Below are 24,832 nucleotides of genomic sequence, written 5' to 3'. Positions count from 1 at the left end.
ATACATCGACTGACATTATGACGACCGCCAGGAAGTGATTCGATCAGCGGCCGGAGGATCAAAATAGACAGGGCCGCTTCGCCGGATCAAGGGCGCGTCGCTTCAAAAAACTGAAATAAAGACGTTGACTCGGGAATCCCGCAGAAAACCGCAGATTCACAAATTATGGCTATTTTTCAGTGAATTACTTGGCGACGATTCTGGCGATCTGGCTCGAATCGTGAGAAATTCGCGGGTCAGGGAAATGACTATTCCGTGACTCCAGCAGAAAAAGCCCGCTCCGGCGATCCGGAGCGGGCTTTTCAGATAAGCGGGTAGCTTAACGTAAGGCTTAGGCGATCGCGCCGACGGCCTTGGTCAGACGACCGAACTTACGAGCGGCGGTGTTCTTGTGCAGAACGCCACGGGCAACGCCGCGGGCCAGTTCGGGCTGGACAGTCTGAAGCGCGGTCGCAGCAGCATCCTTGTCACCGGCGAGGATGGCGGCTTCCACCTTCTTCACCAGGGTGCGGATCCGGCTGATGCGGGCGCCATTGATCGCGGCGCGACGCTCATTGCGACGGATGCGCTTCTTGGCTTGCGGCGTATTGGCCATTCTATTCCTCGGTTCTCATCAAATCTCGGGAAGAGGCCCGTCGGATTCGCCAACCAGCCTCGTGAAGGTGCGCCCCTTACAGCTGTTCCGGGGTGCCGTCAACCAGCGAGCCCCCCGCTATTTCTGGCATTTGGGGCAATGGAAGGTCGATCGCCCCCCATCGACTCGGCGTTGCACGGTGCCGCCACAGGGACAAATCTGTCCCTCGCGCCCATAGACTCGCCATTGGTTGGAGAAATAGCCCAATTCGCCATCCGGCCGCGCATAATCGCGCAGGGTGGAACCGCCGGCGACGATGGCGGCGGACAGAACCGTGCGAATCGCCTCCACCAGCGAGCCGAGCCGGGGCTTCGAGATGCGCCCCGCCGCTCGAGTCGGGGCGATGCCCGCCATGTTCAGCGCTTCGCATACATAGATATTGCCCAGCCCCGCGACGATGCGCTGGTCGAGCAGCGCCGCCTTGATCGACGTCGCCTTGCCATCCAGCACCTTCGCCAGATAGGCCGCGTCGAAATCCGGCCCCAATGGCTCCGGCCCCATGCGGGTGAAGGGGGCATAGCCCTGCCAGACATCACTGCGCACCAGATCCAGCGAGCCGAAGCGGCGCGGGTCGTTGAGCGAGAGAAGATGCCCGTTGCCCGTCTCCAGCAACAGATGGTCATGCGCCCCGATTTCCGCCGGATCGATTCGCCATCGCCCCGACATGCCGAGGTGGAAGATCATCATGTCGCCGCGATCGGTTTCGATGAGGCCATATTTGGCCCGGCGCGACAGTCCCGTGACGGTGGCGCCGGTCATACGCTGACGCAGGTCCACCGGAATCGGGAAGCGCAGATCGGCGCGGCGCGGCTCGACCCGTGTGAGGGTCGCGCCCTGCAAGACGGATCGCAGGCCGGAAACGGTGGTTTCGACTTCGGGAAGCTCTGGCATGGCCCCTATGTAGGATGCCGGATAGCGGAACGACAGGGGCGTTTACACCCAGCGCCCAACCCATGCCTTCGCGCCGGACTGACGCTGAAACTGCGTAATCACACAAGAGCGGGATTCGCCGCATCGCGTGAGCGCGCATAGCGCTTCCATCTGGCACGATCAGGCTCTAGAGCGAACCGCATGAGCGAAACAGCATCTTTCGGCTATCGCGACGTCGATGCCGCCGAGAAGGCCGGCATGGTCCGCGCCGTATTCTCCAATGTCGCCGCCAAATATGACCTGATGAACGACGCCATGTCGGGCGGCGCCCATCGGCTGTGGAAGGACCAGTTCGTCAAGCGAGTGAAGCCGCAGCCGGGCGAACAGATATTGGACATGGCCGGCGGCACCGGCGACATCGCCTTTCGCATGCACAAGCTGGGCGCGCACATCACCGTGTCCGACATCAATCCCGAGATGCTGGCCGTTGGCGTCGAGCGGGCGCAGAAGAAGGGCTATGAGGGCCTCATCTGGTCGGAACAAAATGCCGAGACGCTGACCTTTGGCGACCGGGAGTTCGACGCCTATACGATCGCCTTCGGCATCCGCAACGTCACCCATATCGACATGGCGCTGCGCGAGGCTCACCGCGTGCTGAAGTTTGGCGGCCGTTTCTTCTGCCTGGAATTTTCGACCACCACCTGGCCCGGCTTTTCCGACGTGTATGACAGCTATTCGCACAAGCTGGTGCCACAGCTGGGCAAACTGTTCGCCAATGATGCCGACAGCTATCGCTATCTGATCGAATCGATCCGCCGCTTCCCGCCCATGCCCAAGTTCGAGGGCATGATCCGCGACGCCGGTTTCGTGAACACCAAGGTCGAGCCGATCCTGGGCGGGCTGGTGGCGATCCATTCGGGCTGGAAGATCTGACGCCCGCATGACCACCCACGCGACTCATATCTGGCGGCTCCTGAAATGGGGCCGGACACTCGCACGCCATGGCGCCCTCACTGGCATCGAACGCGATCCGCTGACGCCGACGCCGGTGCGCCGGCTGGTGCGCCTTGCCCGTTTTGGCGCGCGCGTGCCCAAGCAGCCACGCTATGCCGATGCGTTCCAGTCGATCGGCCCGGCGGCGATCAAGCTGGGCCAGACGCTGGCGACCCGCCCCGACCTGGTCGGCGAGGAAGCGGCGAACGATTTGCTACGGCTGCAGGACGCCCTGCCCCCGGTTCCGTTCGACACGATCCGCGCGCAGGTCGAGCAGAGTTTCGGCCGGCCGCTGGAGCAGGTCTATGCCCGCTTCGACGAGCAGCCCGTCGGAGCCGCGTCAATCGCGCAGGTCCATCGCGCCGTTACCAGCGACGGCCGTGAGGTCGCGGTCAAGGTGATCCGGCCCGGCGTGATCGACCAGTTCAACCGCGACATCCAGACCTATGAATGGGCTGCCGCCCATGTCGAGATGCTGGGCGGCGAAGTCGCCCGCCTGCGCCCGCGCCTGGTCATCGCCAATATGAAGCGCTGGACCGCGCGCGAGCTGGACCTGCGGCGCGAAGCGGCATCGGCATCGGAACTGGCCGAAGCGATGGAAGCGATGCCCGGCTATCGCATTCCCGCCATCGACTGGGATCGCACGACCGGCAAGGTCATGACGATGGAATGGATCGACGGCATCAAGATCTCCGATCGCGATGCGCTGATCGCCGCCGGCCATGACCTCAAAGACATCGCCGCGCGACTGGTCAACGCCTTCCTGCGCCAGGCGATCGCCGAGGGGTTCTTCCACGCGGACATGCATCAGGGCAATTTGTTCGTGAAGGGCAATGGCGACATCGTCGCGATCGATTTCGGCATCATGGGCCGGATCGATCGGCGCGCCCGCATGTGGCTGGCCGAGATTCTCTATGGCCTGATCACCGGCAACTACAAGCGCGTCGCCGAAATCCATTTCGAGGCGCAATATGTGCCCGGCCATCATAATGTCGACGAGTTCGCTACCGCGTTGCGCGCCGTGGGCGAGCCGATGCGCGGCAAGCCGGCGAGCGAATTGTCGGTCGGCGGTATGCTGGACGGACTGTTCGCCATCACCCGCGATTTCGACATGCAGACCCAGCCGCATCTGCTGCTGCTGCAGAAGACGATGGTGATGGTCGAGGGCGTCGCCCATCAGCTCGATCCCGAAATCAACATGTGGGAGACGAGCGGCCCCTATGTGAAGGAATGGCTGCGCACCGAATTGGGGCCGGAAGCCAAGGCCGCTGATGCGCTGATCGAGAATTGGCGCCTGATTCAGCGGCTGCCGGCGCTGGTCCGCCGCATCGAAGACGCCTTCCCCGAAAAGGGCGGTGCCCCGCCGCCGCTGCCGCTGGGCGACGTGAAGCTGATCCAGGTGGGCGGCGGCTGGCGCTATGGGCTGGTTGCGCTGCTGGCGGCGGCGATCGGCGCCGGGGCGATGGCCGCCGCCACGACCTTCTTCTAAGTCGGCGACCGGGCTGGACAAGTCCCGGTCGCACGACCAAATGTTGGCCATGACCCAGCGTGTCCTTCTCATCGTCTCCGGCGGCATTGCGGCCTATAAGTCGCTGGAACTGGTGCGCCAGTTGCGCAAGCGCGGCATCGCCGTGCGGGCGGTGCTGACCCAAAGCGCGCAGCAGTTTGTCACGCCGCTGAGCCTGGGCGTGCTGACCGAGGATCATGTCTATGGCGACATGTTCGACCTCAAGGAGGAACGCGAGATCGGCCATATCCAGTTGTCGCGGCAGGCGGACCTGATCGTCGTCGCGCCGGCCACCGCCAATATCCTGGCGAAGATGGCGGCGGGCATCGCCGATGATCTTGCCACCACCATCCTGCTCGCTACCGACAAGCCGGTGCTGGCGGTACCGGCGATGAATGTGCGCATGTGGCACCACAAGGCAACGCAGCGGAACCTGGCGCAACTCCATGCCGATGGCGTCCACATCATGACGCCCGACGATGGCGAGATGGCCTGCGGCGAATATGGCAAGGGCCGCCTGCCCGAGCCGGAAGCGATTGCGGCGGAAATCGGGCGCCTGTTGGCTGCCCCTCCCCTGCCCGATCCGCTGGCGGTTCAGCCTGATTTCGCGGGCGCAGATGAACCGCTGACCGGACGGCATATATTGGTGACAGCCGGGCCGACCCATGAGCCGATCGATCCGGTGCGCTACATCGCCAATCGGTCTTCGGGCAAGCAGGGCTTTGCCATCGCCGCCGCCGCTGCGCGTGCCGGGGCGAAGGTGACTTTAGTGGCGGGCCCCGTGCATCTGCCGACGCCCGCAGGGGTCGACCGCATCGATGTCGAGACTGCATGCGAGATGTTGGCCGCAGTCGAGGACGCGCTGCCCGCCGATGTCGCGATCATGGTTGCCGCCGTCGCCGACTGGCGTACCGCCGACGCCGCCGAGCAGAAGCTGAAGAAGGATGGCTCCGGCCAGCCCGCGCCGCTCGCGCTGGTCGAGAATCCCGACATATTGGCAACGCTGGGCCATCATGCCCGCCGCCCCCGCCTGCTGATCGGCTTTGCCGCCGAGACGCAGAAGATCGCCGAACATGCGCAGGCCAAGCTGACCCGCAAGGGCGCCGACTGGATCGTCGCCAATGATGTGTCGGGCGACGTGATGGGTGGCGACAGCAACAGCGTCCAGATCGTCACATCCACCGGCATCGAAAGCTGGGCCGCCATGGCCAAGAGCGATGTCGCCACCAAACTCATCGAAAAGGTTGCCAATGCCCTCTCCGCTGCCGCCGATTGATATCCAGCTCATGCGCCTGCCCAATGGCGAGGGCCTGCCCGTCCCCGCCTATGCCACCGCGCACGCCGCCGGCATGGATGTGGTGTCAGCCGAGGAGATCATCCTCAACCCCGGCGATCGCCATCCGGTCGCGACCGGTTTCGCGCTGGCTATCCCCGAAGGCTATGAGATTCAGGTGCGGCCGCGGTCCGGCCTGGCGCTGAAACATGGCATCACCCTGCCCAACGCCCCCGGCACGATCGACGCCGATTATCGCGGCGAACTCAAGGTGCTGCTGATCAATCATGGCGCCGATCCCTTCCCGATCAAGCGGGGCGATCGCATCGCGCAACTGGTGGTCGCGCCGGTTCAGCTTGCGAGCTTCGTCGAGGTCGATATGCTCGATGATACCGTCCGGGGACAGGGCGGCTTCGGTTCTACGGGAGTGTGACCATCATGATGACGCCACTGCTTTCGCTGATGCTTGCCGCCGCCACGCCGCAGGCTGCGCAACCCATGCCGCAGGATCTGAGCGAAGTACCGGAAATTCCCGACTGGCTGGGGCGCAAGAATTCGCCGCAATGGTCCGAAGAGGTCGCCAAGCTCTATCGGCGTGGCGCGTGCAGCGGTGCGGTCAATCGCCAGGGATCGCAATATCTGGAAATGGACATGCTGTTCCTGCTGAGCGGGGACGGCAAGCTGATGAAGATCGCCCCTGTCAATGCCAGTTGCCCGGGCGTGGAAAAATTCGTCAGTAACCGCATTCTAAGTTCGCTCGGCCGCAGCTTCCCCAAGACCGGCTCGGCCGAACCGGTGTGGATGCGCTCGCAGGTACGCTTCCTCTGGTCGGATGCGCCGTGACGCTGAGCGACGACCAACTGGAGCGCTATGCCCGCCATATCGTGCTGAAGGAAATTGGCGGCGCCGGCCAGGCCAGGCTGCTGTCGGCCGATGTGGCGGTGATCGGCGCGGGCGGTATCGGCAGTCCGGCCATCCTCTATCTGGCGGCCGCCGGCGTCGGCACGATCCGGGTGATCGACGATGACGCCGTCGCCCTGTCCAATTTGCAGCGACAGATATTGTTCGGCACCGCCGAGATCGGCACGCCCAAAGCGGAAGCGGCGATGGCGGCGGTCGCCCGGATCAATCCCGATATCAAGCTGATCCCGATCAACGCGCGTATCAATGCGGACAATGCCGCGATGCTGCTGCGCGAGGCCGACGTCGTGCTGGACGGGTGCGACAGTTTCGCCACCCGGCTGGTGGTGGCCGATGCCGCGCAGGCGCTGCGCATGCCGCTGGTGTCGGCGGCGGTCGGCCCGTTCGAGGGACAACTCGCCACCTATCGCGGCTGGGAGAAGTACAAGCCCTGCTATCGCTGCCTGGTGGGCAGCCCGGTCGACGCGCCCGAGCGCAATTGTTCGGAAACCGGCGTGATCGGCGCGCTGACCGGGGTGATGGGCAGTCTGGCCGCGCTGGAGGTGATCCGGGCGCTGGTGCCCTTCGGCGCCGACATGGCGGGGCAATTGTTGATCGCGGACCTGCTGGCGATGCGGTTCCGCACGCTGGCCGTGCCCAAGGATCCGACCTGCCCAGGTTGCGCGGCGGAACTATGCGCGCACTGAGGATCGTCGTCATGACGGCCGATGCGGAGCGACTGCGCGGCGCATTGGTGATCGCGACGGCGCAGGCAGCGTTAGGCGGCGCGGCCAGCCTGTTCCTGCAACTGGATGCCGTCGGCCTATTAGCACGTCCAATGGCTGCACCACAGGATGATGCGCATCATGCGGCAGGCCTGCCTACGCTCGCCGAATTGGTGAACGAAGCGCTGGACATGGGCGTCGCAATGATCGCCTGCCAGAGCGGCCTTGCACTATCTGGGCTATCCGCCGACACCCTGCCCACAAGTGTAGAAGTCGGCGGCCCACTCTCCTTCCTGCAACAGATGGACGCAGAAGCCCGGCTGCTGATCGCCTGAGTCAGTCGCGCAGGAAGATATCCTCGATCTTCAGACCGAACAGGTCGGCGATGCGGAAGGCGAGCGGGAGCGAGGGGTCATATTTGCCGGTCTCGATCGCGTTGACGCTCTGGCGCGAAATGCCGAGCTGGGCGGCGAGATCGCTCTGGTTCCAGTCGCGTTCCGCCCGCAAGACCTTGAGCCGGTTCTTCATGCGCGGCCACCAGGCAGGATCGGCGCCAGCAACAGGCCCAGGTTCCACAGGATGAAGGCGGCATAGGCGGGCGCATGGGGGGCAAGGCCCGATCCTTCGAGTAGGCCCCAGACGGTGGTGATCACCAGCATGAAACCGGCCGCGATCAGAGCGCGCCGGGCATGGACCATGCGCAGATATTCGTCGCTCTCCTCCACCAGAAGGCGTCCCATCGCCCAGATGAAGCCGATCAGTGGCGGCGCCGGCAGCAAGGCGACGAGCACGGCCCAGATGCCCGCCGGATGCCATTCGCGCTGGATGGTGATGGCCGCGACCACGGTGACGATATTGGCGATCATCAGCGGCACGACCCGGCCGATATAGCGGGCGATCGCCGATCCGGGCACGCCCCGCGCCAGCCGCATCGCTTCCCAGATGAGCCAGCCCAGCGCCAGCAGGCCCGGCACCATCAGCGGCAATTTGCCGTTGCCGCTGATGGTGAAAATATTGGCGGCGACGGCAGCGGCGACCATCAGCACCGTGAACAGCGCGGCGGCCGCGCAGATGCGCCAGGGAAAGGGGTGGATGGGTTCCGGGGCGATCATGACTCGTGCCTCCTGCTCTGAAAGGGTCAAGTGTCCTTTACAGAAGCAGGAAGCAATGAGTCAACTTACCTTTACATTTTATCGTGTATCCTTGTCAGAACTGGCCATAGCGCTCATTACCGACAAAGCCGAGCTTGGTGACGCCGGAACGGCGGATGTCGGCCAGGGTCTGGTCGACCACCAGATAGCGGGCGGCAGCATCCGGCTGGAATTGCAGTTCCGGCTCGACCGGCAGAGCCAGCGTCTGGGCGAGATAGCGGCGCAGCGTCAGGGCATCGACCGCCATGCCGTTCCAGCGAACCACGCCCGATGCGTCGATCGTCACCTTGTTCTTGATCGGATCGGGTTGGGGCAGGCTGGTATCGACCGGCGCCTGGGGCAGGTTGATGCCCACGCTGTGGGTCTGGATCGGGATGGTGATGATGAACATGATCAGCAGCACGAGCATGACGTCGATCAGCGGCGTCGTGTTCATCTCGCCCATCGGCGCTTCATCCGGCGCGCCACGGGATTTTGCAAAGCTCAAAGCCATAAGTCCCTCCTGTGCTGATAATGATATATCAGCACATAAAACATGCGCCCCTGGGTGACTCTTGGCAAGAGGGCTTCTATTGACAGGGCAGACCGCCCATTTATGGGGAAGGCGCGGCTTTTTCGGCCGCGCAACCTGAACATTTCACAGAAAGACCCCCCGTGTCCGCCATGCTCAAGATCACCCTGCCCGATGGTTCCGTGCGTGAAGTCGCGCCCGGCACTACTCCGGCGGACATTGCAGCGGCGATCGGGCCGGGCCTGGCCAAGGCGGCGATCGCCGCAAAGGTAGACGGCGAGCTGCGCGACATCATGCGCCCGCTGGAACAGGATTCGCAGCTGGCGCTGGTGACGGCGAAGGACGAGGCCGACGCGCTGGAACTGGCGCGCCACGATTTCGCCCATGTGCTGGCCGAAGCGGTGCAGGCGCTGTTCCCCGGCACGCAGATCACCTTCGGCCCGGCGACCGACGATGGTTTCTATTATGATTTCGCGCCCAAGGATCGCCCTTTCACCGAGGAAGACCTGCCCGCGATCGAGGCGGAGATGCGCAAGATCATCGCCGCCAACAAGCCGCTGCGCCGCGAAGTGATCGCCCGCGACACGCTGATCGCTCAGTGGGAAGCCGCCGGCGAGACGTTCAAGGCGCAATGGGCCGCCGAACTGCCGCAGGGCGAGGAACTGACCGTCTATCATAGTGGCGACGGCTGGTACGACATGTGCCGCGGCCCGCACCTTGCCTCGACCGGCAAGCTGGATCCGGCCGCCTTCAAGCTGACCCGCGTGTCGGGCGCCTATTGGCGCGGCGACCAGAAGAATGCGATGCTGAGCCGCATCTATGGCACCGGCTGGCTCAACAAGAAGCAGCTCAACGAGCATCTGACGCGGCTGGAGGAAGCGGGCAAGCGCGACCATCGCAAGCTGGGCGCGGAGATGGACCTGTTCCACCTGCAGCAGGAAGCACATGGCAGCGTCTTCTGGCACCCCAAGGGCTATCTGATCTGGCGCGAGCTGGAAGCCTATATGCGCCGCGCGATCGACGATGCCGGCTATCGCGAGGTGAAGACCCCGCAGGTGATGGACGCGCGCCAGTGGGAGCAGTCGGGCCATTGGGGCAAATATCGCGAGAATATGTTCGTCATCCCCGACGAAGTGCCGAATGTGGCGGACGAAGGCCCGCTGGTGTCGGACGATGTCGACTGGATGGCGCTGAAGCCGATGAACTGCCCGGCGCACATCCTGATCTTCAAGCAGGGCATCAAGAGCTATCGCGACCTGCCCTTACGCTTCTACGAAAATGGCTGCTGCCACCGCAACGAGCCGCATGGCGCGCTGCACGGCCTGATGCGCGTGCGCCAGTTCACCCAGGATGACGCCCATATCTTCTGCCGCGAAGACCAGATCGTCGAGGAAGTGCGCGCCTTCTGTGCGCTGGCGGACCGGATCTACCGGGATTTCGGCTTCACCTACTCGATCAAGCTGGCGCTGCGCCCGGAAAAGCGCTTCGGCACCGAGGAAATGTGGGACAAGGCGGAAGAGGAACTGCGCAACGCGGTCGCCGCCGCCGGCCTCAACACGCCCGAATATGGCTGGGAAGAACTGCCCGGCGAAGGCGCCTTCTATGCGCCCAAGCTGGAATGGCACCTCACTGACGCGATCGGCCGCACCTGGCAGGTCGGCACGATCCAGTCGGACCGCGTGCTGCCCGAGCGGCTCGACGCCAGCTACATCGCCGAGGATGGCGAGCGTCACCGGCCGGTGATGCTGCACCGCGCGATCTTCGGCAGCTATGAGCGCTTCATCGGCATCCTGATCGAACATTATGCCGGCAAGTTCCCGCTGTGGCTGGCCCCCGTGCAGGCGGTGGTCGCGACGATCGTGTCGGATGCGGATACGTATGCGCTGGACGTGGTCGAGAAGCTGCGTGCCGCCGGCATTCGCGCCGAAGCCGATGTGCGCAACGAGAAGATCAACTACAAGGTGCGCGAACATTCGCTGGGCAAGGTGCCCAACCTGCTGGTCGTCGGCCGCCGCGAGGCGGAAGAAGGCACGGTCGCGCTGCGCGAACTGGGCAAGGATGGCCAGACCATGCTTTCGCTGAGCGAAGTGATTGCGCGCCTTGAAAAAGAAGGTCGCGCACCCGATATGGATTGAGGCAGCAATGCCACAGGGTGCGTGATTCCGTTACGACGGAGGCACGCACCCCTTTCGGTTTTGTAGAAAAGCCGCTAAGAGCCACTCGGTTTTAATAGACTCAGGAGAAGCTGCTATACGTCCCCCGATGATGCGCCGCCCACTGGCGCCGCCGCCGAAGTCCGGCCCCCGGTATAACGAATTCATCACCGTGCCCAAGGTGCGCGTGATCGATGACGAAGGCGAAAATCTGGGCGTGATGTTTACGCAGGAGGCGATCGAACAGGCCGCCGACGTTGGCCTGGACCTGGTCGAAGTGTCGCCCAACGCCGATCCGCCAGTCTGCAAGTTCCTGGACATCGGCAAGTTCAAGTACGAGGCCCAGAAGAAGGCGAACATCGCCCGCAAGACCCAGAAGACGCAGGAACTCAAAGAGATCAAGATGCGTCCGAACATCGACGATCATGATTATGATACGAAGATGAAGAAGGTCCATGATTTCATCGGCGATGGCGACAAGGTGAAGATCACCCTGCGCTTCCGTGGCCGCGAACTCAGCCACCAGCAGCTGGGCATGAACCTACTGCAGCGCGTGGCGGAAAATGTCGCCGAGATCGCCAAGGTCGAAGCCTATCCGCGCATGGAAGGCCGCCAGATGCTGATGGTGCTCTCGCCGAAATAAGCGGCGGGGCGACATCGAAGAACATGCGTATCGGGCGGGGTCTGGCGATAGACTCCGCCCGATACGCATTTGAGCGCGGCTTAGTCGATCAACGACGTGTCAGGCGTGGCGCGCGCATCCAGTGTCAGTTGCAGGAAGGCCAGGTCGAGCCATCGGCCGAATTTCATGCCGACCTGCGGCAGCAGGCCGACCTGGGTGAAGCCCAGTTGCTCGTGCAACCGGATCGACCCGATATTGCCGGCCTCTATGCCCGCGACCATGACATGTTTGCCGATCGTGCGGGCGCGATCGATCAGGGCGAGCATCAGCGTCTTGCCGATTCCCGCCCCACGCTGATCGGCGCGGACATAGACCGAATGTTCGACCGTGTTGCGATAGCCATCCCAGGCGCGCCAGTCGCCAAAGGCGGCATAGCCAACCACATCGCCCAGCGCATCGACCGCGACCAGCACCGGATAGCCCTGCCCCTGCCGCTCCGTCAGCCAGGCGCGGCGATTGGCGGCGTCGACCTGATGCTCGTTCCAGATCGCCGTCGTGTTGACGACCGCGTCATTATAGATGGCCGCGATGGCCGGCGCATCGGCCGGGCTGGCATCCCGAATGGTCATTGGCGCAGGTCACTCCTTGATGGGTTCATATAAGGGCTCAGGCCGGGTTCGGCACGATCAGATATTTCTCGCCGGTGCGGCGGGCATTATAGGCCAGCACCGCGTCGCGCGTCAGCGCATCCCTGAGCGACAGGCGCGCCTTATAGTGGCTGGCGAAGAGGCCGGTGAGATTGTCGCGGACGCGGGCGCGCATCCGCTCCACCGTTTCCGCCCCCGCCTGCGCCAGGAAGGGCGTCAGCAGCCAGCCGCCGACCCGCCAGCTGAAGCCGAAACTGCGCGTCAGCAAGGTCGGCGACAGGTCGAGCGCGCCGTAGATATAGGCCTGCTTCATGGTGGCGGAGCCATAGCGGCTATAGACAGCGCCCGCACTCGCCACCTGCTCCATCGCGCCCAATATCCGGCTGACCAGCGATCCGCCGCCAATCGCATCGAAGGCGATGGTCGCCCCCGTTTCGGTCAGCGCAGCGACCAACAGTTCGGCAAAATCATCGGCCGTGCTGTCGAGCACATGGCGCGCCCCCAAATCGCGCAGCAGGGCGACCTGCGCCGGGCTGCGGACGATATTGACCAGCGGGATGTCGTCCGCCTGGCAGATTTTGACGAGCATCTGGCCAAGGTTGGAGGCCGCCGCGGTATGGACCAGCGCCTTGTGCCCCTCCGCCCGCATGGTTTCGACGAAGCCGAGCGCCGTCATCGGATTGACGAAGGCCGATGCCCCCTGCTCCGCCGTGGCGCCATCCGGCAAGACCATGCAGGCACGTGCATCGACCAGCCGATATTGGGCATACATGCCGCCCGGCACGCAGGTGACGCGCCTGCCGAGCAGCGCCTGCGCTTCCGGCGCTTCGCCTGCTGCGATCACCGTGCCCGCCCCTTCATTGCCGACCGGCATCGCTTCACCCAAGCGCGAGGCCATGACGCGCATCGACGCCTCGGGCATCTGCGCCACCAGATAGCCATCGCCATATTCGGCATGTTCGACATCGGCCGACCCCAGCAGCAACCCGAGATCGGATGGATTGATCGGCGCCGCCTCGACCCGCAACACGACCTGAGATCCGGTCGGCGCTGGCAGGGTCTGTTCTGCCAATGCCACGGTCAGGCGGCCATCGGGCGCGAGGGTCGAGAGAAGGTGCAGGCCGGTGATGTCGGACATGAGGAGGCTCCCTTGGCGGCGATGACATTGGCGGCGATGATTGGGGCTTAGCCTGCCACACCGCCATCGACCAGCACCGGCGCGATCAGGCGGCGGGAACCACGCGGTAGAGCGTGGGATACATGGCGCGGAACGCCTTGAGCTTGGGCATGTCCCAGCGCTGGATATAGGGGTGGTAGGGATAGCGGGCCATGAAGTCCTGATGATCGGCCCCGGCATCCTGGAAGCCGGTGAAGGCCTCCACCTTGGTCACGATCGGGTCGCGCCACAGCCCGGCTTTCTGCAACTGCGCCAGATAGGCGCGCGCTGCCCTGTCCTGCTCGGCATTGAGCGGGAAGAGCGCGCTGCGATATTGGGTGCCGCTGTCGGGCCGCTGATAATTGAGCGTGGTAGGATCGGTGATGACCGAGAAGAAGATGCGCAGCAGCGTGCCATAGCTGACTAGCTTCGGATCATAGGTGACCCGGACCGACTCGGCGAAACCGGTATCGCCGCCGCTGACCATGTCATAATCGACCTTGCGGTCGCGCGGGCCGCCGGCGAACCCTGCCACGACGAGCCTGACGCCCTTCACATGGGAAAAGACGCCCTCCACGCCCCAATAGCAGCCGCCCGCGAAGATCGCGGTTTCCAGCGATCGGGTCGGCTGCGCATCCAGCGCCGGAATCGGCGCGGGGACGGCAGGTTCGGCATGCAATGGGGAAGACGCGGCGGCGAGCGCCGCAAGGGGGAGTAGGAAAAGGCCCTTAGAGCGCCGCACTGCCGACAGGGGTCGCGGTCGACGCGATCGCGGTCGAGGTCAGCGCCGGCGGCTCGTTATTGGGCTGAAGCGCGAACATCGCGACCGCCCCGATGGCAAAGCCACCCAGGAAGCGGAAGAACAGTTCGGATTTCAAAAACGCCAACATGGCCAAGCCTTTCTGTCGCGATATCTTCGCGATCGTCGCCCGGTAGGACATTGCGCCTTGCCCCTGTCTGAACATGATCGCGCCGAACAGCGGCTTTCGACCAAGGACGGGAGTGGAGCGACGAAATGCCACCGCACATAAGTTTCTTTACGCAACGGGCATATAGCGCCTGCGGCGTCAATCACAAGACGCTGCAGTGCGAAAAAGACCGTTTCAATTTCTGAGACAATGGAAAAATCCGGCCGCGATAGACAGTATAGCGACCGGATTTTCAAGAGCTTATTGCAGGCCGACGATCATCGGCTGGCGCTTATTTCAGCGCTGCGCAAGCTTCCTGGATGCGCACGCAGGCGGTCTTGAGCACCTCTTCCGAGGTCGCATAGCTGATGCGGAAGGCCGGCGAGAGGCCGAAGGCGGCGCCATGGACGGCCGCGACCTTCGCTTCGTCGAGGAAATAGCCGATCAGCGCTTCGTCGCTGTCGATCAGTTGGCCCTTGGGCGTCACCTTGCCGATCACGCCGCTGGCGTCGGGATAGACATAGAAGGCGCCTTCAGGCGTCGGGCAGTCGAGGCCCGGCGCGTCGTTCAGCATGGCGACGACCATGTCGCGGCGCTTCTTGAAGGCGGCATTGCGCTCTTCGAGGAAATCCTGCGGGCCGGTCAGCGCAGCCACGGCAGCGGCCTGGCTGATCGAGCAGGGATTGCTGGTCGACTGCGACTGCAGCTTGCCCATCGCCTTGATGATCCATTCGGGACCGCCGGCGAAACCGATGCGCCAGCCGGTCATCGAGAAGGCCTTGGAACAGCCGTTGACCGTCAGGGTGCGGTCATAAAGGTCCGGGCACACCTGGGCGATGGTGGCGAAGGGGGTCGGCGCGTACCAGACATGCTCATACATGTCGTCGGTCATCACCAGCACATGCGGGTGACGCAGCAGCACATCGCCCAGCGCCTTGAGTTCGGTCGCCGAATAGGCGGCACCCGACGGGTTGGACGGCGAGTTGAGCATCACCCACTTGGTGCGCGGGGTGATCGCGGCGTCGAGCTGCGCCGGGGTGATCTTGTAGCCCTGGCTGGCCGGGCCTTCGATGAACACGGGCGTGCCGCCAGCGAAGTTCACGATGTCGGGATAGCTGACCCAATAGGGCGCCGGGATGATGACTTCATCGCCCACGTCGACGGTGGCGACCAGCGCGTTGAACAGCGTGTGCTTGCCGCCCGAGTTCACGCTGATCTGGCTGCGCTTGTAGATCAGGCCATTGTCGCGCTTGAACTTGAAGGCGACGGCTTCCTTGACGTCGGCAGTGCCGTCGACATCGGTATAGCGGGTCAGATTCTTGCGAATGGCCTCGATCCCCGCCTCTTTCACGAAATCGGGCGTGTCGAAATCGGGTTCGCCGGCGGAAAGACCAATGACGTCCACGCCTTCGGCTTTAAGGGCATTCACGCGCGCGCTCATCGCCAGGGTGGCGGAGGGCTGGATGCGACCGAGGGCTGCGGAAGTCTGGCTCATGGCAATGATCTTTCTCCAGAGCGATGCCCAAACGGACAAAAGAGTCCGCGCTCGACGGCATCGCGACAAAAAATAATATTATCTCCTTGCCTGCCGCGCAGGCAGACGCGGCGGTCCTTAGTGCGCAAAGGACGCCGGAGCAACCGCCAGTTGCCGGTTATTGGCTTGTGCGCGTCCTAGGAAAACTATCGGACCAGCGAGGCCGCGACCATCCCGCGCGACGCATTGCCGATGAAGAAGCCGCGTTCCAGATCATGGATGCGCAGATCGCCCTCCACCGCCTCGCCTATGTCGAGCAGGCTCTGACGCAGGATTCCGCGCAGCAGCCCGCGCGAGGCCGGCGGCGTCACCAGCTTGTCGCCCCGCTCCACGAAGATGGAGGAGAAGCAGCCTTCGGTCAGATAGCCCTGTTCGTCGGTCATCAGCACCTCATAGGTGCCGCCGCGCTGCAGCGCGTCGCGATAGAGGGAACGGTCGGTGGTCTTGTGCTCCAGCCGGGGATCCGTGGCGGCGGCGAGTCGGGGCACGACCTTCACCTGCATGATCGCCTTGGGCCAGGTGCGATGTTCGCGCACCTCGATCGACACCGAACCCTGGCGCGACACCAGCAGCCGCACGCGGCTGAGTTCGCGCAGGCGGAAAGTGGCGGCCTGAAGCTCGTTGCGCACGCTGTGGCGGTCGAAGGCGAAGCCCAGCGCCTGCGCACTGTCCTTCAGCCGGCCCAGATGCAGTTCCAGCAGACGCACGCCTTCATGCGGATCGAAGGCCATGGTCTCGAGCAGATCATATCGTCCGTCAGCCACCGACATCGAACCTATTCACGCCCCACTGCAATCATCTTTCATCCCAGCGACAGGAAGCGCCCCTTGGCCAGGCATTCCGCCCATTCGGCCGACGCATCCGAATCCGCAACGATGCCGGAACCCAGGCCCAGGCGACCGATACCGCTTCCTTCTTCGACGCAAATGGTGCGAATGGCAACATTGAAAGCCGCGTCCCCCGCCGGATCCATCCAGCCCATCGCCCCGGTATAGACGCCGCGGGCGAAAGGCTCGACCATGTCGATGATCTCCATCGCCCGCACCTTGGGGGCGCCGGTGATCGATCCGCAGGGGAAAAGCACCCGCAACACGTCGACCGGCGCCAGCCCCGGCAGCACCCGACCGCGAATGGTCGAGACCATCTGATGGACGGTCGGATAGGTTTCGACCTTGAACAGGTCGGGGACCGTGACCGACCCGGCCCGTGCCACCCGCGACAGATCGTTGCGCAACAGGTCGACGATCATCAGATTTTCGGCGCGCTGCTTGGCATCGCGCGCCAGCTCGGTCGCCAGGGCGGCATCCCGTTCCGGATCATGATCGCGCACGGCGGTGCCCTTCATCGGCCGCGCCGTCAGTTGCCCGCGCACCTGGGTGAAGAAGAGTTCGGGCGAGAAGGACAATATCTGATGCCCGCCGATATTGATGATGCCGCCATAGCCAGCCTGCGCGCGCGGACGCAGCGCTGCATAGAGCGCCATCGGATCGCCGGCGAAGCGCAGTTCGCACGGGAAGGTCAGATTGACCTGATAGATGTCGCCGGCACGGATCAGTTCCTGCACCTGGTCGAACTGCGCGCGATAGTCGGCCTCGCTGACCAAAGGCCAGGGCGCATCGACGCTGATCGCCGCAGGATCGGGCAGCAGGTCCGCGACGCCATCGGCCGGGATGAAGCGGCACCCTTCGAACAGGCCGAACCAGAGCAAGGGCATGGCCTGCGGGCCGCCCTTGGGCGGGCGGTGCGCGATCGGCGCCAGCCGCTCCTCCAGCGCCAGCCCGGCTTCATAGCTGATATAGCCGGCGGCATGCAGGCCGGCCTCGCGCGCCTCGGCGATGCGGTCGAGCGCGGGCTGCACTTCCTCCATCCGCCAGGCCGCGATGACCGACACCGGATCGCGATACAGCCGCGCGGGCGCTGCCCCCTGGACGCGCGCATCGTCGAACAGGGCAAAGGCTTCGGTGGGACCAGGCAGGCGCATGGCGTCCTCTTAACAGGCTTTGGCGCGCACGAAAGAGCGATGCAGGTGGCGCCATCATTGCCCGGCGGGGCAAAGCTGGCCTAGACAGGGGTCATGTCCGACCAGCCCCCTGCCCCGACCAGCGAACCGCGTCCGTTCAAACCGGCCTTGCTGCTGGGGCTGCGCAGCCGCTGCCCGGCCTGTGGCGAGGGCAAGCTGTTCGCGCGCTTCCTGAAACCGGTGTCGGCGTGCAGCCATTGCGGCCAGCGCTGGGACGGGCATCAGGCCGATGATTTCCCGGCCTATATCGTCATCCTGCTGCTCGGCCATCTGCTGGTGCCGCTGATGATCGAGGTCAATGCCGCGCTGGCCATCCCATTGGGCTGGCAGGCGGTGCTATGGCCGACGCTGGCGGCGATATTGGGGCTGGCGATGATCCAGCCCGCCAAGGGGGCGGTGCTGGCCTTCCAATGGTCGCGCCGGATGCACGGCTTCGCCTGACGGCGCGCCGGGCCTTATTCCGCCGGCTTGCGGATGAAGTTGAGTTCCATCGCTTCGCGCAGCGTGTCGTCGATCGAGCGACGCCCCTCGGCGCCATGGGTGACGACGGTGGTGTCGCAGGTGGCGACGCATACGCCCTTCTGGAAGCCGGCCGAGCTGATCGTCCAGCTGGTGCGGCCGATATGGCCGATCGCGCAATGCACCTCGAACGGATAGGGGAAATGCGATTCCTCGATGAAGTTGAGGTTCACATTGGCCACCAGCCAGCGCACGCCCTGTTCCTGCGGGTGGCGGCCCATATGGTGATGAAAGCGGATACGGGCCGTTTCGAAGATACCGGAAATGGCCACATTGTTGATGTGCCCCATGGTATCGAGATCCTGGAAACGCGTATCGATGCTCGTGATGAAGCGATATGCGTCGGGACTGAACCGCCAGGATTCGGGTTTGGCCATGTCCTGCTTTCCTTGAAATTGTTTTTTTCGCTCTTAGCCCAGCGATCTTGCGATGCAATGTTCGCGGCGAAAATGCCGCGACTGCGACCTTTATGACACAGACAAAATCATAACGATATTGTCACGAAACTGACGCCGCAGCGTCGCGATAGTCACATTGCAGTGCAACATGCCCAGCCTAGAGCGCCCGCCAATCACATATGATTGGGGGATTTCACCATGCGCCACGCACTCAGCCTGCTGCTCGCTTCGACCGCCTGCATCGCCGCACCCGCCCTTGCCCAGGACATGGCGCCCGCCGCCGATGCCGCGGCCGACGCGGACAGCGCCGGCATCATCGTCTTTGGCCGGGGCGAAACCCGCCAGGTCCAGGAAATCACCACCCGCGACCTCGTCACCCTGACGCCCGGCACCAATGCGCTCAAAGCCATCGAGAAGCTGCCCAGCGTCAATTTCCAATCGTCCGATCCGTTCGGCAGCTATGAATGGTCGCAGCGCGTCAGCATCCGCAGCTTCAACCAGAACCAGCTCGGCTTCACTTTCGACGGCATTCCGCTGGGCGACATGAGCTATGGCAATCATAACGGCCTGCACATCACCCGCGCCATCAGCAGCGAGAATATCGGCACCGTCCGCGTGTCGCAGGGCTCGGGCTCGCTGGGCACCCAGTCGACCGGCAATCTGGGCGGCACGGTCGAGACCTTCTCGATGGATCCGGCCGATGCGCTGGGCGCACAGGGCAACCTCACCTATGGCAGCGACGAGACCTGGCGCGCCTTCGCCCGGCTGAACATGGGCAGTGCCGACGGCATTCGCGGCTATGTCTCTTATGCATACGGCTCGACCGACAAGTGGAAGGGCCAGGGCACGCAGGACCAGCATATGGTCAATGCCAAGGTCGTGATCCCGGTCGGCGACGGCAAGCTGGATGGCTGGCTGAGCTATTCGGACCGCCGCGAGCAGGATTATCAGGACATGTCGATGGAGATGATCAACCGCCTGGGCTGGAAATGGGACAATACGTCGCCCGACTATGCCAAGGCGGTCCTCTATGCCGACATCGGCAATAATCGCGGCGAAACCGGCGCGCCGGTCAGCAACGCCGCCGCCGGCACCGTCTATCCCGACAATGTGACGTCGGTCTGGGACGCCTATTATGACGCCGCCGGCCTGCGCGAGGACTGGCTGGGTGCGATCGGCTACAGCACGCCGCTGGGCGATCATGCCAATTTCAAGATCAAGGGCTATTATCACAGTAATAGCGGCATGGGCCTGTGGGCGACGCCGTCCGTCCCCAGCCCCACCGGCGGTTCGCCGCTGTCGATCCGCACCACCGAATATGACATGGATCGGATCGGCGCCTTCGGCAGCGTCGATGCGACGATCGGCGTCCAGACGCTGGAAGCCGGCGCCTGGTACGAGAATAACAAGTTCAACCAGGCCCGCCGCTTCTATGCGTTCAAGAGCCGCACCGAAGCCGGCCTGTCCTTCCGCGACTATCCCAAGAACCCGTTCGCGACCCAGTGGGAGTTCGACTTCACCACCGACACGATCCAATATTATGTCCGCGACAAAATCGATCTCGGCATGCTGACGATCAACCTGGGCTGGAAGGGCTTCAAGGTCACCAACGAGGCCGAGGCGGTCGTGTCGAGCAGCTTCCCCGAGGGCAAGATCAAGGCCGAGAACTGGTTCCAGCCGCATGCCGGCTTCGCCGTCGAACTGAGCCCCGAGGCGGAAATCTTCGGTGGCTTCACTCAGGTGACCAAGGCCTTTGCCAGCGCCACCACCACCGGCCCCTTCTCCACCAACCAGGCCGGCTTCGACCAGATCCGCGACGACCTGAAGCCGGAAAGTTCCGACACTTACGAACTGGGCCTGCGCTACAACACGTCGCGCTTCAACGGCACGCTGGGCGCCTATCTGGTCAATTTCCGCAACCGCCTGCTGGCGGTGCAGGTCGGCAGCCCGATCCTGGGCCTCGCCTCCGCGCTGCAGAATGTCGGCAATGTCCGCGCCGTCGGCATCGAGGCGGCGGGCGACCTGAAGCTGGGCCAGGGCTTCGGCCTCTATGCCAGCTACAGCTACACCGACGCCACCTATCGCGACGATGTGCTCAACAGCTCGGACGGCACGCTGGTCGCGGCGATCAAGGGCAAGACCGTGGTCGACAGCCCCAAGCATATGCTGCGCGGCGAACTCAATTATGACCAGGGGCCGCTGTTCGGCCGGATCGGCGCTAACTATATGTCGAAGCGCTATTACAGCTACACCAACGATGCGTCGGTCAATGGCCGGGTGATCGTGGACGCCTCGATCGGCTATCGCGTCACCGACCAGATCGAAGTGCAGCTCAACGCCAGCAACCTGTTCGACAAGAAATATATCAGCACGATCGGATCGGGCGGCTTTGGCAATAGCGGCGACGCGCAGACGCTGCTGATCGGTGCGCCGCAGCAATTCTTCGTCACCCTCAAGGCGGGCTTCTAAGATGAACAAGGCCGCGCTGCTTGCCTCCGCCCTGCTCGCCATCACGCCGCTCCCGGCGCTGGCCGAGCCGGTGCTGCTGATCTCGATCGACGGGCTGCGCCCCGGCGACGTGCTGGAGGCGGACAAGCGCGGCCTTGCCTTGCCCAATCTGCGCCGGTTCCTGACCGATGGCGCCCATGCCTCGGGCGTCACCGGCGTATTGCCGACCCTGACCTATCCCAGCCACACCACGCTGATGACCGGCGTGTCGCCGGCCAGACATGGCATCGTCAGCAACAACAGCTTCGACCCGATGCAGATCAACCAAGGCGGCTGGTACTGGTATGCGCAGGATGTGAAGGTGCCGATGCTGTGGGATGCGGCGGCAAAAGCCGGGCTTTCCACCGGCAATGTCCACTGGCCGGTCAGCGTCGCCGCCAGGGGCATAAGCTGGAACCTGCCGCAAATCTGGCGCACCGGCCATGCCGATGACGCGCGATTGCTGGACGCGCTGGCGACGCCGGGGCTGAAGGCGGAGCTGGAACGGGCGGTTGGCCAGCCCTATGCCATGGGGATCGATGAAAGCCTGTCCGGTGACCAGAACAGGGGTCGGTTCGCCACCGCCCTGATCGCCGCGCACCAGCCTGATTTCCTGACCGTCTACCTCACCGCACTGGACCATGAGCAGCATGGCAGCGGCCCGGATACGCCGGCCGCCAAAGGGGTGCTGGAAAAGATCGACGCGATCGTCGGCGACCTGGTCGCCGCCGAGCGCAAGGCCCATCCCGACGCGCTGATCGCGCTGGTCAGCGACCATGGGTTCGAGGCGACGCATAGCGGCCTCAACCTGTTCCGCCCCTTCATCGACGCCGGCCTCATCACCCTGGGCGCGGACGGCAAGGTCGCGGCCTGGCAGGCCATGCCCTGGATTGGCGGGGGATCGGCCGCGATCATGCTCGCCCGGCCCGACGACAAGATGCTGGCCGACAAGGTGAAGGCCTTGCTCGACAGGCTGGCCGCCAATCCCGCCAACGGCATCGAGTGCATCGTCGACCGGGCGGAAATGGCGAAGCTTGGTGGCAATCCGCAGGCTGCCTTCACGATCAACCTCAAGCCCGGCTTCGTCACCGACATCTTCCGCGGTGCCAATGCGCCGCTGGTCGCGCCGACACCGGTCAAGGGGATGCACGGCTATTTCCCCGGACCGGCCAATCTGCGCGCCACCTTCATGGCGATGGGACCGGGGGTGAAGCCGGGCAAGGATCTGGGCCTGATCGACATGCGCGCGATCGCGCCCACCCTGGCCAAGGCGATGGGCGCCAGCCTGCCCAACGCGGAGGCGGCGCCGATCGACCTGCACTGATCCACCCGGCAACGGATCGTTTCCGGCTGCGACGATGGACTTCATTACCCCCGCGACATAATTTTGCGCCCAATCCAACAGGGTCATTTTCGGGGTAGTCCATATGCCGCAGCGTTACAGCCTGGCCGCCATCACCTTGCACTGGGCGATCGCCGCCCTGCTCGCCTTCCAGATCGCCGTCGGCTGGGCGCTGGGCAGTTTGGGCGCGCGCGGCTTTGCGCTGTTCCAGTTGCACAAGTCGATCGGCATCACCGTGCTGCTGCTGACCCTGCTGCGCATTGCCGTGCGCTGGTGGAAGCCGCGTCCGGCCAAGCTGGAGGGCGGCTGGCAGGGCGCGCTCGCCTCCGGCGTTCATGTCGGCCTCTATGCCTTCATGCTGGGCGCGCCGCTGACCGGCTGGGCGCTGGTATCGACCGCCAAGGTCAAGGTGCCGACCCTGTTCTTCGGCGTCATTCCCCTGCCCCATCTGCCGCTGCCGATGGCGAGCCATGGCCTGGCCGAAGGCGGCCACAGCCTGCTCGCCTGGATCGGCATCGCGCTGGTCGCGCTGCATGTCGCGGGCGCGCTGCGCCATCATGTGCTGATGCGCGACGGGCTGATCTGGCGGATGGTGCCGGGCCGTTCGACAGCCTTGCTGCTGGGATTGCCAGCCTTGATTCTGGCGGGCTTCGCTCTGGGCCGGGCGATCCTGCCCGGCGCAGCGCCCGCTGTGCCCGTCACGCCTGCGGCCAATGCGGTCGAGGCAGACGCGGCGCCGGTCGAGGATGAAGCCGTCGAAGCCGCGAGCAATGCGAGCGCCAATGCCGCCGCCCCGGCTGCGAACGAGACCGCCGCCGTCGCCGAGGAACCGGCCGGCCCACCGCCCGCATGGGCCGTGCAACCCGGCGGCCGGATCGGCTTTTCGGTCGGCAACAGCGGCGAGACGATCAGCGGCAGTTTCTCGAAATGGACCGCGAAGATCGTGATGGACCCCGACCATCCCGAAAGCGCCGACATCAAGGTAACGATCGACATGGCATCGGCCAGCGTCGGCGACGCCTATAAGGACGGCATGTTGCCGGGCGACGAATTCTTTGGCAGCGCCGCCCACCCGACCGCGACCTTCGTTGCCAAAGGTGCGGAGAAGAGCGGTGCCAACGGCTATCGCGCCCATGGCACGCTGACGCTGAAGGGCGTGGCCAAGCCGCAGGCGATCCGCTTCACCCTGTCGGGCAGCGGCACAAGCCGCAAGGTCAGCGGATCGGCCAGCGTCGCCCGCCTGCCCTTTGGCGTGGGCAATGGCGACAGCAGCACCGGCCTTGATCCCAAAGTGATGGTGACCTTCAGCTTTGACGCCAAGGCGCAATAAGGCCATGCGATGCATGGATTAACATAACGGTTTCTGCCAAGAAGCGGACATGGAAAGACAGAGCCGGCATCGCCGAACGCAGATTGAGGATGGGGTGTTCGTCGCCCTGGTGGTGCTGGTTTCCATCGCCTTCGCGCTGGTGGTCGAGCCCTTTTTCGGGGCGATCCTCTGGGGCGTGATCGTCGCCATCCTGTTCATCCCGGTGAACCAGGGGCTGCTCAAGCTGATCCCCGGTCATCGCAACAGCGCCGCGCTGCTGACGCTGCTGCTGATCATCGCGATCGTCATCGTGCCGGCCATCATCCTGTCGATCGCGCTGGTGCAGGAAGCGACCGCGCTCTACGCCCAGATCAATGTGGGGAAGATCAACATTCCGCACATGTTCGCGCAGTTCCAGGCGGCGCTGCCCGACTGGGCGTCGATCGGCCTGCGGCGGCTGGGCATATCCAATTTCGCGGCGGTCCAGCGGCTGCTGACCGACGGCCTGACCGCCAGTTTCCGCACCGTCGCGGCCCAGGCCTTCCTGATCGGCCAGGGCGCCTTCAGCTTCATCATCGCGCTGACGGTGATGCTCTATCTCACCTTCTTCCTGTTGCGCGACGGGCTCGACCTGACGCGCAAGCTGGACCGGGCCGCGCCGCTGCGGGTGCTGCATCGCCGCGCGCTGATGCGGCAATTCGTCATCGTCATCCGTGCGACGATCAAGGGCAGCATCGTCGTCGCCATCCTGCAGGGGCTGATCGGCGGGCTGGTGTTCGGCGCACTGGGCATTTCCGGCGCGCTGCTGTGGGGCGTGATGATGGGCTTCTTCTCGCTGCTGCCGGCCGTCGGCACCGGCCTCATCTGGGCGCCGGTGGCGATCTATCTGCTGGCGACCGGCGCGATCTGGAAGGGGCTGATCCTGATCTTCTGCGGCATGTTCGTGATCGGCATGGTCGACAATCTGCTGCGCCCGATCCTGGTCGGCCGCGACACCCGCATCCCCGACTATGTGGTGCTGATCACCACGCTCGGCGGGCTGCAATTGTTCGGCTTCAACGGCATCGTCATCGGGCCGGTGATCGCCGCCCTGTTCATCGCCACCTGGCAGATCGTGATCCGCACCCGCTCCAACGAAGCGGGCGCGCCACCGCTGACATTCTAGACCCTGAT

The 24,832-nt window shown here is 64.4% G+C and carries 27 protein-coding genes; 14 read left to right on the top strand and 13 right to left on the bottom strand.

The genetic code is table 11. The features are described from left to right. Positions 1-331 precede the first annotated feature (331 nt). Both rpsT and mutM read right to left on the bottom strand, forming a co-directional pair. Positions 332-595, bottom strand: a complete 264-nt coding sequence (gene rpsT, locus HH800_RS25265) for a 30S ribosomal protein S20 (protein ID WP_010335635.1) — start codon at positions 593-595, stop codon at positions 332-334. Positions 596-712: 117 nt separating this feature from the next. Next, a complete protein-coding gene (gene mutM, locus HH800_RS25260) occupies positions 713-1,525 on the bottom strand; it encodes a bifunctional DNA-formamidopyrimidine glycosylase/DNA-(apurinic or apyrimidinic site) lyase (protein WP_169863146.1) in 813 nt (270 codons plus the stop codon). Positions 1,526-1,705: 180 nt separating this feature from the next. On the opposite strand from mutM, the gene HH800_RS25255 reads away from it, so the two are divergent. From HH800_RS25255 to HH800_RS25225, 7 genes are read left to right on the top strand one after another with little or no spacing between them, the layout of a single operon-like run. Continuing rightward, entirely contained in the window at positions 1,706-2,437 is a 732-nt protein-coding gene (locus HH800_RS25255; protein ID WP_010335632.1) for a class I SAM-dependent methyltransferase, read from the top strand. 7 nt (positions 2,438-2,444) lie between these two features. Beyond that, positions 2,445-3,986 (top strand): 2-polyprenylphenol 6-hydroxylase, encoded by a 1,542-nt coding sequence (ubiB, locus tag HH800_RS25250; RefSeq protein ID WP_125985636.1) that lies wholly within the window; start codon positions 2,445-2,447, stop codon positions 3,984-3,986. A 49-nt stretch (positions 3,987-4,035) separates the two neighbouring features. Beyond that, positions 4,036-5,280 (top strand): bifunctional phosphopantothenoylcysteine decarboxylase/phosphopantothenate--cysteine ligase CoaBC, encoded by a 1,245-nt coding sequence (gene coaBC, locus HH800_RS25245; RefSeq protein WP_169863144.1) that lies wholly within the window; start codon positions 4,036-4,038, stop codon positions 5,278-5,280. Continuing rightward, entirely contained in the window at positions 5,255-5,710 is a 456-nt protein-coding gene (gene dut, locus HH800_RS25240) for a dUTP diphosphatase (RefSeq protein ID WP_004210314.1), read from the top strand. Before coaBC ends, dut begins: the two co-directional genes overlap by 26 nt. Before the next feature lie 5 nt (positions 5,711-5,715). Next, the gene (locus HH800_RS25235; RefSeq protein WP_169863142.1) at positions 5,716-6,120 is read left to right on the top strand and encodes a hypothetical protein; all 405 of its coding nucleotides are present in this window, start codon (positions 5,716-5,718) and stop codon (positions 6,118-6,120) included. Beyond that, complete coding sequence (locus HH800_RS25230) at positions 6,117-6,884, top strand: HesA/MoeB/ThiF family protein (protein WP_169863140.1); 768 nt, start codon at positions 6,117-6,119, stop codon at positions 6,882-6,884. The genes HH800_RS25235 and HH800_RS25230 overlap by 4 nt, the downstream gene beginning before the upstream one ends. Then, positions 6,872-7,237, top strand: coding sequence for a DsrE family protein (locus HH800_RS25225; protein ID WP_169863138.1), 366 nt, complete (start codon positions 6,872-6,874; stop codon positions 7,235-7,237). Before HH800_RS25230 ends, HH800_RS25225 begins: the two co-directional genes overlap by 13 nt. A 1-nt stretch (position 7,238) precedes the next feature. On the opposite strand, the gene HH800_RS25220 is transcribed toward HH800_RS25225, so the two are convergent. The 3 genes from HH800_RS25220 to HH800_RS25210 all read right to left on the bottom strand — a co-directional run bounded on the left by HH800_RS25220 (position 7,239) and on the right by HH800_RS25210 (position 8,546). Further along, positions 7,239-7,430 (bottom strand): helix-turn-helix transcriptional regulator, encoded by a 192-nt coding sequence (locus tag HH800_RS25220; RefSeq protein ID WP_169863136.1) that lies wholly within the window; start codon positions 7,428-7,430, stop codon positions 7,239-7,241. Continuing rightward, positions 7,427-8,014 (bottom strand): hypothetical protein, encoded by a 588-nt coding sequence (locus HH800_RS25215; RefSeq protein ID WP_004208911.1) that lies wholly within the window; start codon positions 8,012-8,014, stop codon positions 7,427-7,429. Before HH800_RS25215 ends, HH800_RS25220 begins: the two co-directional genes overlap by 4 nt. A 94-nt stretch (positions 8,015-8,108) precedes the next feature. Further along, on the bottom strand, positions 8,109-8,546 hold the full coding sequence (locus HH800_RS25210; RefSeq protein ID WP_169863134.1) for an ExbD/TolR family protein: 438 nt from the start codon (positions 8,544-8,546) through the stop codon (positions 8,109-8,111). A 170-nt stretch (positions 8,547-8,716) separates the two neighbouring features. Here HH800_RS25210 and thrS point away from each other — a divergent pair, with 170 nt between their 5' ends. Further along, positions 8,717-10,699, top strand: a complete 1,983-nt coding sequence (gene thrS / locus HH800_RS25205; protein ID WP_169863133.1) for a threonine--tRNA ligase — start codon at positions 8,717-8,719, stop codon at positions 10,697-10,699. A 127-nt stretch (positions 10,700-10,826) separates the two neighbouring features. After that, positions 10,827-11,360 (top strand): translation initiation factor IF-3, encoded by a 534-nt coding sequence (gene infC, locus HH800_RS25200; RefSeq protein ID WP_029547879.1) that lies wholly within the window; start codon positions 10,827-10,829, stop codon positions 11,358-11,360. A gap of 80 nt (positions 11,361-11,440) precedes the next feature. Here infC and HH800_RS25195 read toward each other — a convergent pair whose 3' ends face one another. The 7 genes from HH800_RS25195 to pabB form a co-directional block, all read right to left on the bottom strand. Further along, a complete protein-coding gene (locus tag HH800_RS25195; RefSeq protein WP_169863132.1) occupies positions 11,441-11,968 on the bottom strand; it encodes a GNAT family N-acetyltransferase in 528 nt (175 codons plus the stop codon). 37 nt (positions 11,969-12,005) lie between these two features. Continuing rightward, entirely contained in the window at positions 12,006-13,124 is a 1,119-nt protein-coding gene (locus HH800_RS25190) for a zinc-binding dehydrogenase (protein ID WP_169863130.1), read from the bottom strand. An 85-nt stretch (positions 13,125-13,209) separates the two neighbouring features. Beyond that, a complete protein-coding gene (gene msrA, locus HH800_RS25185) occupies positions 13,210-13,884 on the bottom strand; it encodes a peptide-methionine (S)-S-oxide reductase MsrA (protein WP_169863128.1) in 675 nt (224 codons plus the stop codon). Further along, complete coding sequence (locus HH800_RS25180; protein WP_010335623.1) at positions 13,871-14,083, bottom strand: hypothetical protein; 213 nt, start codon at positions 14,081-14,083, stop codon at positions 13,871-13,873. Before HH800_RS25180 ends, msrA begins: the two co-directional genes overlap by 14 nt. A gap of 259 nt (positions 14,084-14,342) precedes the next feature. Continuing rightward, positions 14,343-15,545, bottom strand: coding sequence for a pyridoxal phosphate-dependent aminotransferase (locus tag HH800_RS25175; protein ID WP_169863126.1), 1,203 nt, complete (start codon positions 15,543-15,545; stop codon positions 14,343-14,345). 185 nt (positions 15,546-15,730) lie between these two features. Continuing rightward, complete coding sequence (locus HH800_RS25170) at positions 15,731-16,354, bottom strand: aminotransferase class IV (RefSeq protein ID WP_169863124.1); 624 nt, start codon at positions 16,352-16,354, stop codon at positions 15,731-15,733. 32 nt (positions 16,355-16,386) lie between these two features. Then, complete coding sequence (gene pabB / locus HH800_RS25165) at positions 16,387-17,565, bottom strand: aminodeoxychorismate synthase component I (RefSeq protein ID WP_169863122.1); 1,179 nt, start codon at positions 17,563-17,565, stop codon at positions 16,387-16,389. Between the two features lie 93 nt (positions 17,566-17,658). Here pabB and HH800_RS25160 point away from each other — a divergent pair, with 93 nt between their 5' ends. Then, a complete protein-coding gene (locus HH800_RS25160) occupies positions 17,659-18,045 on the top strand; it encodes a DUF983 domain-containing protein (RefSeq protein ID WP_169863120.1) in 387 nt (128 codons plus the stop codon). Between the two features lie 14 nt (positions 18,046-18,059). On the opposite strand, the gene HH800_RS25155 is transcribed toward HH800_RS25160, so the two are convergent. After that, positions 18,060-18,500: an acyl-CoA thioesterase gene (locus HH800_RS25155; RefSeq protein WP_004210293.1), complete on the bottom strand. Its 441-nt coding sequence runs from the start codon at positions 18,498-18,500 to the stop codon at positions 18,060-18,062. Between the two features lie 219 nt (positions 18,501-18,719). Here HH800_RS25155 and HH800_RS25150 point away from each other — a divergent pair, with 219 nt between their 5' ends. The 4 genes from HH800_RS25150 to HH800_RS25135 all read left to right on the top strand — a co-directional run bounded on the left by HH800_RS25150 (position 18,720) and on the right by HH800_RS25135 (position 24,824). Then, complete coding sequence (locus tag HH800_RS25150) at positions 18,720-20,990, top strand: TonB-dependent receptor (RefSeq protein ID WP_169863118.1); 2,271 nt, start codon at positions 18,720-18,722, stop codon at positions 20,988-20,990. Between the two features lies 1 nt (position 20,991). Next, on the top strand, positions 20,992-22,332 hold the full coding sequence (locus HH800_RS25145) for an alkaline phosphatase family protein (protein ID WP_169863116.1): 1,341 nt from the start codon (positions 20,992-20,994) through the stop codon (positions 22,330-22,332). A 103-nt stretch (positions 22,333-22,435) separates the two neighbouring features. Then, positions 22,436-23,680: a YceI family protein gene (locus HH800_RS25140; RefSeq protein ID WP_169863114.1), complete on the top strand. Its 1,245-nt coding sequence runs from the start codon at positions 22,436-22,438 to the stop codon at positions 23,678-23,680. A gap of 49 nt (positions 23,681-23,729) precedes the next feature. Next, complete coding sequence (locus HH800_RS25135; protein ID WP_048936390.1) at positions 23,730-24,824, top strand: AI-2E family transporter; 1,095 nt, start codon at positions 23,730-23,732, stop codon at positions 24,822-24,824. Positions 24,825-24,832: the final 8 nt, after the last annotated feature.

Source organism: Sphingobium yanoikuyae (genome assembly GCF_013001025.1).
Classification (GTDB): domain Bacteria; phylum Pseudomonadota; class Alphaproteobacteria; order Sphingomonadales; family Sphingomonadaceae; genus Sphingobium; species Sphingobium yanoikuyae_A.
Note: the sequence above shows the minus strand (reverse complement) of the source record. Positions and strands in the feature narration are given on the sequence as shown.